The 16,479-nt window shown below is 60.1% G+C and carries 15 protein-coding genes; 8 read left to right on the plus strand and 7 right to left on the minus strand.

Annotated features, from left to right (window positions below; translation table 11 throughout):
- Window positions 1-42 precede the first annotated feature (42 nt).
- Both R9X41_RS04455 and R9X41_RS04460 read right to left on the minus strand, forming a co-directional pair.
- Window positions 43-1,068: a methionine synthase gene (locus tag R9X41_RS04455; protein ID WP_318633682.1), complete on the minus strand. Its 1,026-nt coding sequence runs from the start codon at window positions 1,066-1,068 to the stop codon at window positions 43-45.
- 65 nt (window positions 1,069-1,133) lie between these two features.
- The gene (locus R9X41_RS04460) at window positions 1,134-2,117 is read right to left on the minus strand and encodes a DUF1852 domain-containing protein (protein WP_318633683.1); all 984 of its coding nucleotides are present in this window, start codon (window positions 2,115-2,117) and stop codon (window positions 1,134-1,136) included.
- 235 nt (window positions 2,118-2,352) lie between these two features.
- Here R9X41_RS04460 and R9X41_RS04465 point away from each other — a divergent pair, with 235 nt between their 5' ends.
- Entirely contained in the window at window positions 2,353-2,484 is a 132-nt protein-coding gene (locus R9X41_RS04465) for a hypothetical protein (protein ID WP_318633684.1), read from the plus strand.
- A gap of 42 nt (window positions 2,485-2,526) precedes the next feature.
- Here the strand turns inward: R9X41_RS04465 and R9X41_RS04470 are convergent, their stop codons facing one another.
- The gene (locus R9X41_RS04470) at window positions 2,527-3,942 is read right to left on the minus strand and encodes a short-chain fatty acyl-CoA regulator family protein (protein ID WP_318633685.1); all 1,416 of its coding nucleotides are present in this window, start codon (window positions 3,940-3,942) and stop codon (window positions 2,527-2,529) included.
- 132 nt (window positions 3,943-4,074) lie between these two features.
- On the opposite strand from R9X41_RS04470, the gene prpC reads away from it, so the two are divergent.
- The 3 genes from prpC to prpF are packed head-to-tail and all read left to right on the plus strand — an operon-like array spanning window position 4,075 to window position 9,107.
- Entirely contained in the window at window positions 4,075-5,235 is a 1,161-nt protein-coding gene (prpC, locus tag R9X41_RS04475) for a bifunctional 2-methylcitrate synthase/citrate synthase (RefSeq protein WP_318633686.1), read from the plus strand.
- 55 nt (window positions 5,236-5,290) lie between these two features.
- Window positions 5,291-7,912 (plus strand): Fe/S-dependent 2-methylisocitrate dehydratase AcnD, encoded by a 2,622-nt coding sequence (gene acnD / locus R9X41_RS04480; protein WP_318633687.1) that lies wholly within the window; start codon window positions 5,291-5,293, stop codon window positions 7,910-7,912.
- Window position 7,913: 1 nt separating this feature from the next.
- Entirely contained in the window at window positions 7,914-9,107 is a 1,194-nt protein-coding gene (gene prpF, locus R9X41_RS04485; protein WP_318633688.1) for a 2-methylaconitate cis-trans isomerase PrpF, read from the plus strand.
- A gap of 27 nt (window positions 9,108-9,134) precedes the next feature.
- Here the strand turns inward: prpF and R9X41_RS04490 are convergent, their stop codons facing one another.
- Together R9X41_RS04490 and R9X41_RS04495 are read right to left on the minus strand one after the other, a co-directional pair.
- Window positions 9,135-9,332 (minus strand): hypothetical protein, encoded by a 198-nt coding sequence (locus R9X41_RS04490; protein ID WP_318633689.1) that lies wholly within the window; start codon window positions 9,330-9,332, stop codon window positions 9,135-9,137.
- Between the two features lie 129 nt (window positions 9,333-9,461).
- On the minus strand, window positions 9,462-10,799 hold the full coding sequence (locus R9X41_RS04495) for a UDP-glucose dehydrogenase family protein (protein WP_318633690.1): 1,338 nt from the start codon (window positions 10,797-10,799) through the stop codon (window positions 9,462-9,464).
- A gap of 763 nt (window positions 10,800-11,562) precedes the next feature.
- On the opposite strand from R9X41_RS04495, the gene R9X41_RS04500 reads away from it, so the two are divergent.
- From R9X41_RS04500 to R9X41_RS04515, 4 genes are all read left to right on the plus strand, one after another.
- Window positions 11,563-12,474: a glycosyltransferase family A protein gene (locus tag R9X41_RS04500; RefSeq protein ID WP_318635150.1), complete on the plus strand. Its 912-nt coding sequence runs from the start codon at window positions 11,563-11,565 to the stop codon at window positions 12,472-12,474.
- Window positions 12,475-12,484: 10 nt separating this feature from the next.
- Window positions 12,485-13,018 carry a serine O-acetyltransferase gene (locus R9X41_RS04505; protein ID WP_318633691.1) on the plus strand — a complete coding sequence of 178 codons (534 nt, stop codon included), beginning with the start codon at window positions 12,485-12,487 and terminating at the stop codon, window positions 13,016-13,018.
- A gap of 17 nt (window positions 13,019-13,035) precedes the next feature.
- Window positions 13,036-14,046 carry a glycosyltransferase family 2 protein gene (locus R9X41_RS04510; RefSeq protein ID WP_318633692.1) on the plus strand — a complete coding sequence of 337 codons (1,011 nt, stop codon included), beginning with the start codon at window positions 13,036-13,038 and terminating at the stop codon, window positions 14,044-14,046.
- Between the two features lie 367 nt (window positions 14,047-14,413).
- Window positions 14,414-14,614 (plus strand): NAD-dependent epimerase/dehydratase family protein, encoded by a 201-nt coding sequence (locus R9X41_RS04515; protein ID WP_318633693.1) that lies wholly within the window; start codon window positions 14,414-14,416, stop codon window positions 14,612-14,614.
- 266 nt (window positions 14,615-14,880) lie between these two features.
- On the opposite strand, the gene epsI is transcribed toward R9X41_RS04515, so the two are convergent.
- Together epsI and xrtB are read right to left on the minus strand one after the other, a co-directional pair.
- Entirely contained in the window at window positions 14,881-15,558 is a 678-nt protein-coding gene (gene epsI / locus R9X41_RS04520) for an exosortase-associated protein EpsI, B-type (RefSeq protein WP_318633694.1), read from the minus strand.
- On the minus strand, window positions 15,555-16,475 hold the full coding sequence (gene xrtB, locus R9X41_RS04525; RefSeq protein WP_318633695.1) for an exosortase B: 921 nt from the start codon (window positions 16,473-16,475) through the stop codon (window positions 15,555-15,557). The genes epsI and xrtB overlap by 4 nt, the downstream gene beginning before the upstream one ends.
- Window positions 16,476-16,479 lie beyond the last annotated feature (4 nt).

The following is a 16,479-nucleotide window of genomic DNA, read 5'->3' on the forward strand; positions in this document are numbered from 1 at the left end:
TCGAATCTGCATGGCATACCGCCGCCCAGCACCGTGTTCCGGTCACGCCAAGCCGAGTCGTTCCTTGGCGAGCTTCGTGCCTGCTGCCAGTGCCTGCAACTTGCGCCAGGCCACATTTCGCCCCATCGGCGCTAGGCCGCAGTTCGTGCAAGGAAACAGCCGCTCCTTCGGCACGAACTCCAGCGCCCGGCCGATGGTGTCCGCCACCTCCTCGGGAGTCTCGACCACGTCGCTCGCCACATCGATCACGCCGACCAGCACGTCTTTTCCGGCCAGCAGCCGCATCAGGTCGGGCGGCACATGGGAATGGATGCACTCCAGGCTCACCTGATCGATGCTGCTGCGGGCAAGCGCGGGGAACACCGCTTCGTACTGGCGCCATTCGCGACCCAGGGTGCTCTTCCAGTCGGTATTGGCCTTGATGCCATACCCGTAGCAGATGTGCACGGCCGTGGTACAGGTCAGGCCTTGCGCCGCTCGTTCGAGCGCCTTCACGCCCCAGTCGGCGGCATCCTGCAGGTAGACATTGAAGGCGGGCTCGTCGAACTGGATGATGTCCACGCCATCGGCTTGCAGCGCGAGCGCCTCCTGGTTGAGCAATTCTGCGAACGCGAAGGCCATCGCGACCTTGTCGCCATAGAAGCGGTCCGCCACGGTGTCGACGATGGTCATCGGGCCGGGGAGGGTGAACTTCAGCTTCTTCTGCGTATGCGCACGCGCCAGCTGTGCCTCGACGGCGTGCACGCGGCCTTTGAGGCGCAGTGCCGACACGACCTGCGGCACCATGGCGTCGTAGCGGTTGTCGCGGATGCCCATCTTCACCTTGTGCTCGAAGTCGATGCCTTCGACCTGCTCGAGAAAGCCATGCACGAAATGCTGGCGCGATTGCTCGCCGTCGCAGACGATGTCCAGGCCGGCGTCTTCCTGGGCCTTGATCCAAAGCAGGGTCGCGTCGGCCTTGGCTTGGGCAAGCGCGTCGCCCTCAGCCTGCCATTGCGGCCAGAGTTTGTTGGTTTCGGCCAGCCAGGCTGGTTTCGGCAGGCTGCCGGCGATGGAGGTTTCAAACATTCGAAGATTCCTTTTGGACAATTCGGGTGTGGCGGACGTGTTGTCCGAGGGTGGAATCTGACCGGTCAGAGCACGCAATCGGACGCCCATTTATCGAGAACGCTTTTGTAGGGCTTGATGAAGTTTTCTTCCGCGAATTTCCCCTGCGTCACGGCCAATTGGCTACGCTCTTGCCGGTCATAAAAAATTTGGGTCACCGAGTAATCCTGGTTATTCAGGCTCGGTTTGTAGATTTTTCCGGCTGCCGAATTGGCGTTGTAGAGCTCAGGGCGGTATATTTTCTGAAAGGTTTCCATCGTGCTGATGGTGCCGATCAACTCGAGATTGGTGTAGTTGCCCAGCAGATCGTCATGAAAATAGAAGGCCAGTGGCGCGACGCCGTCCGGCGGCATGAAGAAGCGCACCTGCATCCCCATTTTTGCGAAGTATCGGTCGGTCGAGGACATTTCATTTTGCCGATATTCGAAACCGAGTACGGGATGCCGGTCGCCCGTCCGCTCGTAGGTCTTGCTGGTCGAGGCGCTGATGCAGATGACGGGTGGCTTGCTGAAGCGCTCACGGTAAGCACTTGATTGGGCGAATTGCTTGAACAGCTTGCCATGCAGGTCACCGAAATCTGCCGGGGTACCGAATTCGGCTCGGTGCGCGTTGTAGTCCGGGAGCAGCACGCTGAAGTCGTAGTCGCGCACATAGGAGGAGAAATTGTTCCCGGCGATACCCTCGATGCGACTGTTTGTTTTCTTGTCAAGAATGTTCGTCTGCAATATTTCGATCAACGGAAACGCATCGTCGGTGTTGTCCGCGCCTAGCACCATCTCCACGGAAATAATATTCAGTTCTACCGAATATCGATCTCCCGACGGATTATCCCAGTGCGCAAGATTGTTGAAGCGATTGTCAATCATGTTCAAGGTGTTGCGCAGGTTTTTCCGCTGACTTGGCCCTCGGGCCAGATTGGCGAAATTGGTTGTCAGGCGGGTACCAGCTGCCGGCTGATAATTTTCATCAAAACGGATGGTTTTGAGCTTGAAATTAAATTCTTCGTTCATGGCGATATAACGGCCGGATTCTCTGAAAGTACCGACTGGTGATTTGAGTTCGAGGCATGTCGTCGACCTGATTTCTCGCGCGCGCCGAATTTCAGGCGTCGACCAGGCAATCAATGTGAGCGGATGCTATGAAAGACGATCGATCAAGTAAAGTGGCTTTATCTCATTCATCCATGAGAAAAGATCATTCCACTCGCCTCGCATTGCGCCGACGGCGAACCGTGCTTTCAACATCTTGCCGCCGGACGCCAACGGCATCGCGTCCAGCCCCACACCGGACGATGTGGTGAACATCGTCTATCTCAAGCCGTTCCCGGTCAGCCAGGGCGGCTTCTTCCCAGCGGTCGTCAACGCAGCCTGCGCATGAACAGCTTGTTCATCTGATTGGTGTCGGGCCCGGCTCGCCGCGTCAGGCGACCGGGTAGGGCGTGAATCGCCGGTCGTTCTCGTCCACATCGAGCGGCCGGCCCGCAAACGGAAACGCCCGTTGCGGGCAGGCTTCGCGCTCGCAGACCTTGCAGCCCATGCCGATCGGCGTGGGCACTTCCGCATCGTGCAGGTCCAGACCCTTGGAATACACCAGTCGCGGCGCATGGCGGATGTCGCAGCCCATGGCCACGGCGAAGGTCTTGCGCGGCGAGCCATAACCCATCAACCCTTGCGACACGGTGCGTGCCACCCACAGGTAAGCCCGCCCGTCCGGCATGCGCGCCAGCTGGGTCAACACCTTGCCCGGCTGTGCGAACGCCTCGTAGACGTTCCACAGCGGGCAGGTGCCGCCGGTCTTGGAAAAATGGAAATGCGTGGCCGACTGCCGCTTGGAGATGTTGCCCGCCCGATCGACGCGGATGAAGAAAAAGGGCACACCTGGCGAGCCTGAGCGCTGCAGGGTGCTGAGCCGGTGGCAGATGGTCTCGAAACCCACGCCGAAGCGTCGCGCCAGCAGGTCGATGTCGTAGCGCAGCGTTTCGGCGGCGCGCAAAAACTCCCCGTAGGGCAGCAGCAGGGCGCCCGCGAAGTAGTTGGCCAGGCCGATGCGGGCAAGGGTGCGCGAGGCGGTGTCGGCGAGTTCGGGCACTTCAGTGAGCTGGCGAATCGGTTCGTCGTGTTCCAGCAGTGCGAGTTGGGTTGCGAGCTGGAAAGCTTGCTGCCCGGTCGCCAGTTCGGACGACACGGTAAGCACACGGCGCAGCGGATCGTAGCGGCGCTGGCTGTCGGCGCTGACGTTGTCGGCCGGCAGCACACGCACACCGTGCTGGTCGGCCAAGCGTTTCACCAGCCATTCGCCGAGCGTGGCGCCCTGTACGGCGAACTGGGCGGCCGTGGCTTCGGCGGCGGTGTCGAGCGCATCGAAATAGTTCTGGTGAGCGAAAAAGAAGTCACGCACCACCTCGAAGGGCATGGGCCGCGCAGGCAGCACACCGCCTCGCCCGTCGCCGAGTTCTTCCGACATGGTCTCCAGCCGCGCCATCCATTCGATGTTGCGCTGGTGCAGGGCGAGCAGGGCGCGCCCGACGGCGGGCATCTGCGAAGCGATTTCATGGAGTTCGGTCAGTGCCACCGGCTCGCCACCCGGGTTGTCGGCCAGGGCGTCGCGCATGTCGGCGACCAGTCGGGATTCTTCGTCTTCCGAAAAAGCGCGCAGATCGACATCGAGTACGCGGCTGATCTTGAGCATGGCCGCGACCGTCAACGGCCGCTGGTTTTGCTCGATCTGGTTGACGTAGCTGGCCGAAAGCCCGGCCGCCTGCGACAGCGCCACTTGCGACATGCCCCGCTCGGCACGTAGCGTGCGCAGGCGTATTCCGATGAAGTTCTTTCTCATGGGAGGCTTGGTCGATTCACAGAATTTGCATCTTTCGAGCGCGCATTCGCAAGTTTTCGCGTCGTTAGTTCTTTCTTCTGACGACGATTTTGCGTAGATTGTGAATCAACCAACCATAAAAAAGGAGACTGCATGAGCAACGACACCGCCGCCGCGCCCGCGTTCAAACCCAAGAAATCCGTTGCGCTCTCCGGCGTGACCGCCGGCAACACCGCCTTGTGTACCGTAGGCCGCACCGGCAACGACCTGCACTACCGCGGCTACGACATCCTGGACATCGCCACCCGCTGCGAATTCGAGGAAATCGCCTACCTGCTGGTGCACGGCAAGCTGCCCACCGAAGCCGAACTGCGCGGCTACAAGGCCAAGCTGAAATCGCTGCGCGGCATTCCGGCCGGCGTGCGCGCGGTGCTGGAGCAACTGCCGCCGAGCACCCACCCCATGGACGTGATGCGCACGGCGGTCTCGGCCATCGGCTGCCTGCAGCCCGAAAAGGACGACCACAACGCGCCGGGTGCGCGCGACATCGCCGACAAGCTCATGGCCTCGCTCGGCTCGATGCTGCTGTACTGGTACCACTGGTCGCACAACGGCGTGCGCATTCAGGTCGAGACCGACGACCACTCCATCGGCGCGCACTTTCTGCACCTGCTGCACGGCCGCCCGGCGCCCACCAGTTGGGAGCGGGCCATGCACGTGTCGCTCAACCTCTATGCCGAGCACGAATTCAACGCATCGACCTTCGCCTGCCGCGTGGTGGCGGGCACCGGCTCGGACCTGTACTCGGCCATCACCGCCGGTATCGGCGCGCTGCGAGGCCCCAAGCACGGCGGTGCCAACGAGGTCGCCTTCGAGGTGCAGAAGCGCTACGACACGCCCGACGAGGCCGAGGCCGACGTGCGCCGCCGGGTCGAGGCCAAGGAAGTCGTGATCGGTTTCGGCCATCCGGTCTACACCGTGAGCGACCCGCGCAACGTGGTCATCAAGGACGTGGCGAGGCAGCTCTCGGACGAAGCCGGCTCGCGCAAGATGTTCGACATCGCCGAGCGGCTGGAAACCGTCATGTGGGACGCCAAGAAGATGTTCCCCAACCTCGACTGGTTCAGCGCGGTGAGCTATCACATGATGGGCGTGCCGACGGCGATGTTCACGCCGCTGTTCGTCATCGCCCGAACGGCCGGCTGGTCGGCGCACGTGATGGAACAGCGTGTGGACAACAAGATCATCCGGCCGAGCGCCAACTACACCGGTCCGGAAGACCTGAAGTACGTGCCGATCGCCGAGCGCGTCTAGGCTCACGCAGGCAGAACAGAAAGCCTGCTGGCAAACGGCAGGCGAGGCACCCACCATGAACACCCAATACCGCAAACCCCTGCCGGGCACCACGCTCGACTATTTCGATGCGCGCGAGGCGGTAGACGCCTTCCAGCCCGGCGCCTACGACCGCCTGCCCTACACCTCGCGCGTGCATGCCGAGAACCTGGTGCGCCGATGCGACCCGGCGATCCTGGAGCAGTCGCTGCGCCAGCTCGTCGAGCGCCGCAGCGATCACGACTTTCCGTGGTTTCCGGCGCGTGTCGTATGCCACGACATCCTGGGCCAGACCGCGCTGGTCGACCTGGCCGGCCTGCGCGACGCCATCGCCGACATGGGCGGCGACCCGGCCAAGGTGAACCCGGTGGTGCAGACCCAGCTCATCGTCGACCATTCGCTGGCGGTGGAATTCGCCGGCTTCGACCCGGACGCCTTCGCCAAGAACCGCGCGGTGGAAGACCGCCGCAACGAGGATCGCTTTCACTTCATCGAGTGGACCAAGAAGGCCTTCGAGAACGTCGAGGTGATCCCGCCGGGGAACGGGATCATGCATCAGATCAACCTGGAGCGAATGAGCCCGGTGGTGCATGCCAAGGATGGCGTGGCCTTCCCCGACACCCTGGTCGGCACTGACAGCCACACGCCGCACGTCGATGCACTGGGCGTCATCGCCATCGGTGTCGGCGGGCTCGAAGCCGAGAGCGTGATGCTCGGCCGTGCGTCGTGGATGCGCCTGCCCGACATCGTCGGGGTGGAGCTGTCGGGCCGGCCGGCGCCGGGCATCACCGCGACCGACGTGGTGCTGGCCCTGACCGAATTCCTGCGCCAGCAGAAGGTGGTCGGCGCGTACCTGGAGTTCTTCGGCGAGGGCGCCGCCGCGCTCACGCTGGGCGACCGCGCCACCATCTCCAACATGACGCCCGAATTCGGCGCGACGGCGGCGATGTTCTCGATCGACCGGATGACCATCGACTACCTGCGGCTCACCGGCCGCGAGGACGAGCAGGTCAGGCTGGTCGAGCTGTACGCCAAACAGACCGGCCTGTGGTCCGACTCGCTCGCCACCGCCGAATACGAACGCGTGCTGCGCTTCGACCTTTCGACTGTCGTGCGCAATATGGCGGGCCCCTCCAACCCGCACAAGCGCCTGCCCACTAGCGACCTCGCCGCGCGCGGCATCGCAGGCGAGTGGACCGAACAGCCGGGCCTGATGCCCGACGGTGCGGTCATCATCGCGGCCATCACCAGTTGCACGAACACCAGCAATCCGCGCAACGTGATCGCGGCCGGGTTGCTGGCGCGCAATGCCAATGCGCGCGGACTGGTGCGCAAGCCCTGGGTCAAGTCTTCGCTGGCGCCCGGCTCCAAGGCGGTGCAGCTGTACCTGGAAGAGGCCGGGCTGCTGCCGGAGCTCGAAAAGCTCGGCTTCGGCATCGTCGCTTTCGCCTGCACCACCTGCAACGGCATGAGTGGCGCGCTCGACCCGGCGATCCAGCAGGAGGTGATCGAGCGCGACCTCTACGCTACCGCGGTGCTGTCGGGCAACCGCAATTTCGACGGCCGCATCCACCCGTATGCCAAGCAGGCCTTTTTGGCCTCGCCGCCGCTGGTGGTGGCCTACGCCATCGCCGGCACGGTGCGTTTCGACATCGAGAAGGACGTGCTCGGCACCGACGCCGCCGGCGTGCCGGTGACGCTCAAGGACCTCTGGCCGAGTGACGAGGAGATCGACGCGGTGGTCGCGGCCAGCGTCAAGCCCGAGCACTTCCGCCGGGTGTACGACCCGATGTTCCGCATCGACGTGGCCAACGACGAGCGCATCAGCCCGCTCTACGAATGGCGGCCGCAGAGCACCTACATCCGCCGCCCGCCGTACTGGGAAGGCGCCCTGGCCGGCGAGCGCACCCTGACCGGCCTGCGCCCGCTCGCCCTGCTGCCGGACAACATCACCACCGACCACCTGTCGCCGTCCAACGCCATCCTGCGCGACAGTGCCGCCGGCGAATACCTGCACATGATGGGCGTGCCGGAAGAGGACTTCAATTCCTACGCCACCCATCGCGGCGACCACCTCACCGCGCAGCGCGCCACCTTCGCCAACCCGCAGCTCGTCAACGAGATGGCGATCGTCGACGGCAAGGTCAAGAAAGGCTCGCTGACCCGGCTGGAGCCCGAGGGCACCGTGGTGCGCATGTGGGAAGGCATCGAGGCCTACATGACCCGCAAGCAGCCGCTGATCATCGTCGCCGGTGCCGACTACGGCCAGGGCAGCTCGCGCGACTGGGCCGCCAAGGGCGTGCGGCTGGCGGGTGTCGAGGCGATCGCGGCCGAAGGCTTCGAACGCATCCATCGCACCAATCTCATCGGCATGGGCGTGCTGCCGCTGGAATTCAAGCCGGGCGTGAACCGCCTGACGCTCGAGCTCGACGGCACCGAAACCTACGACGTAGTCGGCGAGCGGCGTCCGCGTGCCGACCTGACGCTGGTCGTGCATCGCCGCGACGGCGAGCGCCTCGAAGTCCCCGTGACCTGCCGGCTCGACACCGCCGAAGAGGTCTCCATCTACGAAGCCGGCGGCGTGCTGCAGCGCTTCGCGCAGGACTTCCTGGCTTCTTCGACGGCTTCAACGTCTTCCACGTCTCCTCAGGCAGCCTGACATGGCCCACGCACCACAAATCCGCATCCCCGCGACCTACATGCGCGGCGGCACCAGCAAGGGCGTGTTCTTTCGCCTGCAGGACCTGCCCGAGGCTGCGCAGCAGCCCGGCCGCGCGCGCGACGAACTGCTGCTGCGCGTGATCGGCAGTCCCGACCCCTACGGCAAGCAGATCGACGGCATGGGCGCGGCCACGTCGAGCACCAGCAAGACGGTGATCCTGTCGAAGAGCGAGCGGCCCGACCACGACGTCGACTACCTCTTCGGCCAGGTCTCCATCGACCAGCCTTTCGTCGACTGGAGCGGCAACTGCGGCAACCTCTCGGCCGCCGTCGGGCCCTTCGCCATCAGCAATGGCCTGGTCGATGCGGCCCGCGTCCCGCGCGACGGCACGGCGGTCGTGCGCATCTGGCAGGCCAACATCGGCAAGACCATCGTCGCCCACGTTCCCATCACCGACGGCCAGGTCCAGGAAACCGGCGACTTCGAACTGGACGGCGTGACCTTTCCGGCCGCCGAAGTCGCGCTCGAATTCATCGACCCGGCCGACGAAGGCGATGGCGACGGGGGCGGTGCGATGTTCCCCACCGGCAAACTGATCGACGAACTCGACGTGCCGGGCGTCGGCACGCTGCAGGCTACGCTCATCAACGCCGGCATCCCGACGATCTTTCTGAACGCCGACGCCATCGGCTACACCGGCACCGAACTGCAGGACGTGATCAACGGCGACCCGACAGCGCTGGCGAAGTTCGAAACCATCCGCGCGCACGGCGCGGTGCGCATGGGCCTGATCGGCCACGTCGACGAAGCCGCCCGGCGTCAACACACGCCCAAGGTCGCGTTCGTGGCGCGACCGGCGGGCTATGCGGCATCGAGCGGGAAGGCCGTCGCGGCCGGCGATGTGGATCTGCTCGTGCGTGCCATGTCGATGGGCAAGCTGCACCACGCGATGATGGGCACGGCGGCGGTGGCCATCGGCACGGCGGCCGCCATTCCGGGAACACTGGTCAACCTGGCCGCGGGCGGCGGCGAACGCAACAGCGTGCGTTTCGGCCATCCCTCGGGCACCTTGCGTGTGGGCGCCGAAGCCACCGTGGTTGATGGCCAATGGGTGGTCACCAAGGCCTTGATGAGCCGCAGTGCCCGGGTGTTGATGGAAGGCTTCGTCCGCGTGCCCGCGACTGGCTGCTGATGCCGCCGGCTTGACGGCGACATGGTTTCAGCGGTTCAGCTGGGCAGCCCGGCAACGCAGCACAATCGTCAGCAGCATGCCCAGACCGGCCACGACGAGCGCCGGGGTCGACCAGGTGCCGTCGTCCGAGAGCGTCTGCGCGGCCCCGCTGCTGAGGAAGACCGAGGCCGCCGAAACCGCCGAAGCACTCAGCGTCATCAAGAGAATCGGCACCAGGTATTTCATTTCGGGTCGCTCCGCATCAACACTGGGGAAGCCTCCGAAATACGCGAGGCATCAAAGACCCATTCTGAGATGCGGGCACGGCGGCGGGCAATAGTCAGGCCAGACTAAGCCGCCGCGTTGCACGCTAATTCACCGTCGACCGATGGAGAGGTAGTCGATGCCCGAAGCGCGGATCAGTTCCGGGTCGTAGAGATTGCGCCCGTCAAACACGACGCGGTCCTTGAGTGCGTCACGCATCGCTTCGAAGTCCGGCGTGCGGAACTCCTTCCACTCGGTGATGATGACCAGCGCGTCCGCACCCTCCAGCGCGTCGCTGGCCGACTTGGCGAAAACCAGTCCTTTGTGCGGGGTGTCATCGGCAGCACGCAGTACGCGAGCCGCTTCTTCTGCCGCGACCGGATCGTAGGCGCGAACATGGGCGCCCATGCCCAGCAAGGCCTCGATCACCACGCGGCTTGGCGCCTCGCGCATGTCATCCGTATTGGGCTTGAAAGCCAGGCCCCACATGGCAAAGGTCTTGCCCTTCAGATCCACGCCGTAACGTGCGGTGATCTTATTCACCAGCACCTGCTTCTGCGCGTCGTTCACCGCCTCTACCGCATCGAGCATGAGGGAGGGCTCGCCGGCCTCGGCCGCGATGCGGATCAGCGCCTTGACATCCTTGGGAAAGCAGGAGCCGCCATAACCGGCGCCCGGGTAGAGGAACTGCGTGCCTATGCGCGGATCGCTGCCGATGCCCACGCGTACCAGTTCGATATCGGCGCCGAGACGCTCCGCCAGCCGAGACAACTCGTTCATGAAGCTGATGCGGGTCGCGAGCATCGCGTTGGCGGCGTACTTGGTGAACTCGGCGCTGCGAACGTCCATCACCAGCATGCGGTCACGATTGCGAACGAAGGGTTGGTAGAGGGAACGCAGCAGCAGGATCGCCCGTTCGTCCTCGGCGCCCACGACCACGCGATCCGGTCGCATGAAGTCGGCGACGGCTGCGCCTTCCTTGAGGAATTCGGGGTTCGAGGCAACGGCAAACTCGACCTTCACCCCGCGTTTGTCGAGCTCTGCCTGGATGGCAGCCTTGACCTTGTCCGCCGTACCCACCGGTACCGTGCTCTTGTCGATGACGACCTTGTAATCGGTCATGGTTCTGCCGATGCTTCGCGCCGCTGCGAGCACGTATTGCAGGTCGGCAGATCCATCTTCGTCTGGAGGAGTACCGACCGCGATGAACTGAAGCGTTCCGTGGACGACGGCTGCTTCGACATCGGTGGTGAATTCCAGTCGTCCGGCATGCGCATTGGCGCGCACGATCTCCTGCAGTCCCGGCTCGTATATTGGAATGCCGCCGGCGTTGAGCATGTCGATCTTGCGCGGGTCGACGTCCAGGCAAAGGACGTGGTTACCCATTTCAGCCAGACAAGCGCCAGTCACGAGCCCGACATATCCGCTACCGATGACGGTAATTTTCAATTTGAATACCTCCCTAAAGTTGGCTGTTAATACCATGGCAGTCGACGCGGCCAGGTTCGAAGAGGCCGGCTGCACTCGGCCCGCTTCGATGTCCGATCTCAGCATCGTATAGGACCGGCGATTGCGACCGATGACCAGTCTTCATTCCATGCAAGCGATCGGCGAGAGAGGTCAATGTGGCTCCGATCTCGTCTTTGGCCTGCTCGCCGCCGCTGAAGCGCGGTTCAGTGCGCCAGAGTAAATGTATGCAAGCGCTGGCTTTCGATTTTGTGGTTTGATAGTGTTGGAAGAAGCCGGACCGACTCTTGCTAGCACCAATCGTGCAAGCAAAAAAAGTAGATTCGAATCATTTTTTCATTAAAGGTAATCCACCTGTCGCGCTTGCGAAAATTCAATTTTTACGCTTGCACCGCTCGATGAGGATAGCGTAAACCACCGCCGCCAGATTGGCGACGCGAGGATCGGATGAAGTATCAAATCGCAGGCCTGACCGGCTCGATCGGTTAACATGAACCAAACATCCGCTCCATCCTCGAGCGGCGGTCCGCGAGGGCCCTTCTTTTCCACGTCGACCCAACCGGCGGCAGCAAGTGGTCCAGTCTTTTAAGTTATTGGTATGTTTTATTCTGCATTAATTCATTGTCACCCTTGTGCAACGCAGCGCTAACGCGCTGTCATATTCGGTGTACTGAAAAATAGGCTGCTAATGATTGGGTCGATAACAATCGTCGCTCCTTTGTATAACAAAAGAGATTGTACCGGGATGCCAATAAGGTCGGCTGCGGAGCAGGAATGCAATCCTGTGGGGGGAATTGTTGACGACGACGGATCCACTGGTGGCAACTCGGCGATCATTCATGCTCTCAGCCTAACCGGAGCCAGCTTGATCACACAGGAAAGCGGTGTCGTGTCAGGCGCGCGTAACTACGGTCTTGCAGAAGTTCGGAAAGAATGGTTCGTCTCTCTCGATTCTGACGATATCCTTCACTGGAGTTTTTTGACCGAAATCTCCCGCCTGGTGGGCGCGCATTTGGCATTGCACATGCTGGCGACCACGTATATCAGTGCTGAAGTCGGAAATATTGATTCGGATAACTGCGAGGAGAGTCCGCGCGATCACGCCATCGAAATCGTGAATACATTGCCGGCGCGTTGGATTCACGGTGCGAGCTTTTACACGAGTTCTCTTGCCGTTCGAGTATCGGCATTGCGTGCGTTGGGCGCTCAAATTCCGGTCGGTGAATACCGTGGCGAAGATGCGGATGTCTGGTGTCGGCTTGCCGAGCAAAATCCTGTGCCTCTCGGTCATGTCCCGCTTGTCACGCGTGTATGGACTAAAAGTAACCTTCCATTTTTCGCGGCGAGGTCAAGGGACTGTTCCAGTCCGGATTTCATTACAAGAATGATTGCGCGAGTCGACCGCCAATCCCCGAGCCTGACTTCGGCCCAGCGCCAATCGTTGACGAAAGATGATCGGTACCATTGGGTTTCTTTGGCCCGTGTCGCAATTTCAGACGGGAACCGGGCACAGGCGCTCGCACCGCTGGGCAAGGCCCGCACTTGTGGCTTGCATCGCCGATGGTGCGTTACGGCGGTCATGGCGTGCCTGATTCCACGGGGACCGGTTTACGGCTGGCCGCATTGGCGCAAGCGACGCCGCATGATCATCAAATAAAGTTTCGCCCGTGAAAAACAGATCTATCATTGCCGACGATTTTCATGTTGCCCGCGAAGGGTTGCTGACGCTAGGGTTCTGGGCGCTTGCTGTTTATCGATTCGGTCGCCTTCGATTCAAATTCAAGTCGAAGCCGATCCGCATGGTGTTGGGAGCCATACATCTTATCCTGGCCAAGATGGCCGAGATAGTGTGTGGCGTGACCATTGGTGTGTCCGCCCGAATCGGACGAAGACTGACCATAGAGCACTCGGGAGCCATCGTGATTCATGGTAATGCAGTCATCGGCGATGACTGCATCATCAGACAGGGCGTAACCATCGGGAATAAAAGGCTCGACGATCCTTTCGGCGCACCTGTGTTGGGAAATCGGGTGAATGTGGGGGCTGGTGCCAAGATTCTCGGGCGCGTCGTCATCGGCGACGATGTCGATATAGGAGCCAATGCCGTGGTTACAAAAGATGTGCCGGCCAATTGCTTGGCAGTCGGCGTGCCGGCAAAAATCATCGAGAAATCGCCGCCTGTTACTAAATCTGCCTCCTGACAACGACCCGAAATTTCATGGCTGGACCACACAAAGTTTCGATCATCATAAAATGTCTGAACGAAGAAGCTCGGATAGAGCAGGCAATCGAATCCGCCCTGGAGTCCCTCGCTTCGGTACAAGGTGAGGTGATCCTGGCCGACGCATTGTCGACCGACCGAACAATCGAATTGGCCAGTAAATATCCGATCAGGATCGTGCAGCTGGTTTCGACCGCCGATCGATCCTGTGGGGCTGGGCCGCAACTTGGCTACCAGCACTCGACGGGTGAGTACGTCTACGTGTTGGATGCAGACATGATCCTGCACCGTCGCTTCATCGACGCGGCTGTAACGTTTCTTGATTCGCATCCTGACGTTGCCGCAGTCGGCGGAATGATCAACGAGCGCAATATCGAAAGCCTGGAATACATTGCGCGGGTCAAGCGAAATTCCGCCCATATGGCGGCCGGCGAGGTTGATCGTCTCGATATGGGTGGGCTGTACAGGAGAACCGCCGTGGAGGCGGCCGGATACCTGTCCAACAAACTCCTCCACAGTTATGAGGAGCTAGACCTCGCCGTTCGTCTGAGAGTCATGGGCTGGACCATTCACAGAATTGCAGAGGTATCCGCCGATCATTTCGGGCACGACAAAAACCCGTATGCCTTGTTAAAAAACCGTTGGAAAACAAAATACATCAACGGCGCAGGCGAAATAATCAGGTATTCGTTCGGAAAGCCATGGCAATCACTTCTGCTTCGGTCCTTGCGTGAAGCTTGGCTTTACGCAGCATTCGCTGCATGGAATCTTTTTATGGTGGGTGTCTTGACCTATCAAGTGATTTTTAATTTCAGTTCGTTCTTCTCTGCTTTGGCAGTTTTGGGTTTTGCACTGCCTTTTGCAGTTTTAGCCTTCAAGAAAAAAAGCCTCAACGCTGGAGGCTATGCCTATGTTTCAATGTTGATGAGTACCCTCGGTACGCTGAGAGGCCTTGCTTTTTCGCCCAGACAAAGTAGCCCAAATGTCTCCAGTCAAGTCATCCAGTAATAATGACGAAGAATCGGAGCGGGTTTGTCATTGGTAGCGGAAGCCAGCTTTTCAAGCTTGGATCGCTAGCCCATCTTTGATTGCAAGCAATGCCCGAGAAGGTGATTTATGCCAAAGGGGGGCCATGCGATCTATGAGGCGGAGCGTCTGCTGCGCTGGCGCGGCTATCTGCCGGATGGTGGGGCCATCCATTTTCTTGCTTGCAGTGCGTCATCATTCGCGCGAAGCCGTTTTCGGGCTCGGATTTCTCGGCCCCGAGACGCCGCGTCCGAATTTCTGGAGCTGAAGTATTCGAACACGGCGGCCAACCCGACGTCTGGATTTCGTTTGTCGAAGCCAGTTCAGTATTTCCTGTCAGCATTCACCGTTGTTAAGAAACGTTCATCTCGCCGCGCAACCTAGCGTACGATATTCCATTACGCATCCTCATGCGTATGCGAAGGATAGTCTGGTTGCTTTCCTTAGTATTCTAAAGCGCTGTCGTGACATTCAGGTACAGCATCTGATTTACGCAAGCTCCTCAAGCGTGTCTGGCGGAAATGCCAAAGTGCCGTTTTTTATCCGCTAGTTGGAGCGAGCGCTAGGGCGTACAGCCATCAAGAATATTTTTCCGATGCAGGCAAGTGACGTAGTCGCAACATCGGCGGACCCGTCAAAACTTAAGAAATGGACCGATTTTAAACCGGTTACGCCACTTACCGAGGACGTCGAAAAAGTTGTCTGGTATAAAGACTATTGCGGCTGCGCACGACGGCGCCCCAGGCGGTTTTTTCGATTTTTTCGAAAAACAGGTCGCTGATTCGTCAAGAACCCATTGATCGTTGAGTTCGAGTGCTACTGCGAAGATCCGATAAAGCGATTTCGGAAGCCGCCCGGCAAACTGGAAACGAGCGCATTTGCGAAGTCGAGCTGCGCTGCGTACGCTGTTGCTGTATTTCCGTCGACCGACGAAACCCGCACCAACATGCCGTCCGGAATTTGTCCTTTGAACCCATAACTCATCTCTGCAAGTTTTTTACTGATGCCGCCTTGATAATTACGTTCACCCACCACGGTCCAATAGGTCAGCGGTTCAGGGCGCGGGCCCTGCGTCAGCATCTGGACGGCTCTGACGGGTTTTCCGGCGATTTCAAGCAAAAGCGGCGTTCGATCGATGACCGAGAAACCTTGCGCCGGGTAGCAGACCTCTGGTTGGTGAAGTTCAAAGCCGTCGCGTTGATCTTTGCCATAGGCTACTGACAGCATTACCGCGTATTGTTTTGAATTGACGTAAACCCTTGAAAGTGACTCGCTGTAAATTCTGTCAATTACCTTCTGCCTGCCAGGATCGACAATCAATGATGGAGCTGACGCAACCTCAGTCCAATCACCAAATGACGTCGGAATTTCTTTTTTTAAATTTATTGGTTCTTTTGTGGATGCAATATGCATCCGAGGCGTAATTGCCCAAGTCACTGCGGCAGTGGCAAGCATGGCGCCCATCAGCATGAGGCTTCGCAGAGAGCGTTTCATGGCGCAACGTTAGTGGTTTTTTGGAATTTGACGCCTTGTGTCTTCAGTCTGGAAAGTGTTGTGAGCAAACTATCCAGACCTATGATCAACGCAAGTGCACTGAGAAAAAGTACCATTCCTGCAAAGCCGTGAAGAAATCCTTGGCCTGCTGCATCGCCGAAATGGTAGGTTATCAATACCAAACTAGTGACGCGAATCACGTTCGCCGTAAACGAGATTGGAATAATGAGAATCGCTAGGCAAGTATTACGAAATGTCGAGTCGCGACGAATGATATTTAGGTAAAGCAGCCCGAGCGCTTCCAGTGTCAGCAAGGTATGGAGACCTGCACAGGCGTCGGCCACCAACAGCTTGTATTGGCCTATTTGCAAGATCACGCCGGTGCGCGAAATGGGATAGCCTAACCAATACAGCACATGCTCCGAGACATACGACACGGCAATCTTCATGGGCATGGTGACCAGATCCACTACCTGTGATGGTAATGGCACCATGAAAAGCATGAAGAAAAGGCCGAACCACTGCGCTTTCAGTGCGATCGTCCCACGTGTGAGTAGCAGTATTGCCGACAGGATCCAGACGAGCGAACCCACTTCAAACAATAATATTCCCTGCGATCTCCCAACGAAATAAAGTGCCAATCCTATAAAGGCAGCAGGCCAGCCCCAGGCCGATGGTGAGTCATAAGAGCTTTTGACCCACATCTCATCCCATCTTCTGTAAAAAAGCCAACAGCAAATTGCCAGAATCATGGGCCCGTGGCCTTGCTCTCCCTCAGTCCAAAGCCCTGTCGCGAGTCCAACGAAAGTCGGTAGATAGAGTGCGGCCAGACCGGCAAGCACCGGACCCCAGACCGGCGCGTGCTCGCGTAAGGCGACGACTCGTGTCGAAACAGGTAATGAAGCTGAAGGGTACATGGCC

Source organism: Xylophilus sp. GOD-11R (genome assembly GCF_033546935.1).
GTDB lineage: Bacteria > Pseudomonadota > Gammaproteobacteria > Burkholderiales > Burkholderiaceae_C > Xylophilus.

Coding starts and splice junctions, on each gene's coding strand:
- R9X41_RS04500 (WP_318635150.1), top strand. CDS start 11,563: ATGCCAATAAGGTCGGCTGCGGAGCAGGAATGCAATCCTGTGGGGGGA.
- R9X41_RS04455 (WP_318633682.1), bottom strand. CDS start 1,068: ATGTTTGAAACCTCCATCGCCGGCAGCCTGCCGAAACCAGCCTGGCTG.
- R9X41_RS04510 (WP_318633692.1), top strand. CDS start 13,036: ATGGCTGGACCACACAAAGTTTCGATCATCATAAAATGTCTGAACGAA.
- prpC (WP_318633686.1), top strand. CDS start 4,075: ATGAGCAACGACACCGCCGCCGCGCCCGCGTTCAAACCCAAGAAATCC.
- xrtB (WP_318633695.1), bottom strand. CDS start 16,475: ATGTACCCTTCAGCTTCATTACCTGTTTCGACACGAGTCGTCGCCTTA.
- R9X41_RS04490 (WP_318633689.1), bottom strand. CDS start 9,332: ATGAAATACCTGGTGCCGATTCTCTTGATGACGCTGAGTGCTTCGGCG.
- prpF (WP_318633688.1), top strand. CDS start 7,914: ATGGCCCACGCACCACAAATCCGCATCCCCGCGACCTACATGCGCGGC.
- epsI (WP_318633694.1), bottom strand. CDS start 15,558: ATGAAACGCTCTCTGCGAAGCCTCATGCTGATGGGCGCCATGCTTGCC.
- acnD (WP_318633687.1), top strand. CDS start 5,291: ATGAACACCCAATACCGCAAACCCCTGCCGGGCACCACGCTCGACTAT.
- R9X41_RS04470 (WP_318633685.1), bottom strand. CDS start 3,942: ATGAGAAAGAACTTCATCGGAATACGCCTGCGCACGCTACGTGCCGAG.
- R9X41_RS04460 (WP_318633683.1), bottom strand. CDS start 2,117: ATGAACGAAGAATTTAATTTCAAGCTCAAAACCATCCGTTTTGATGAA.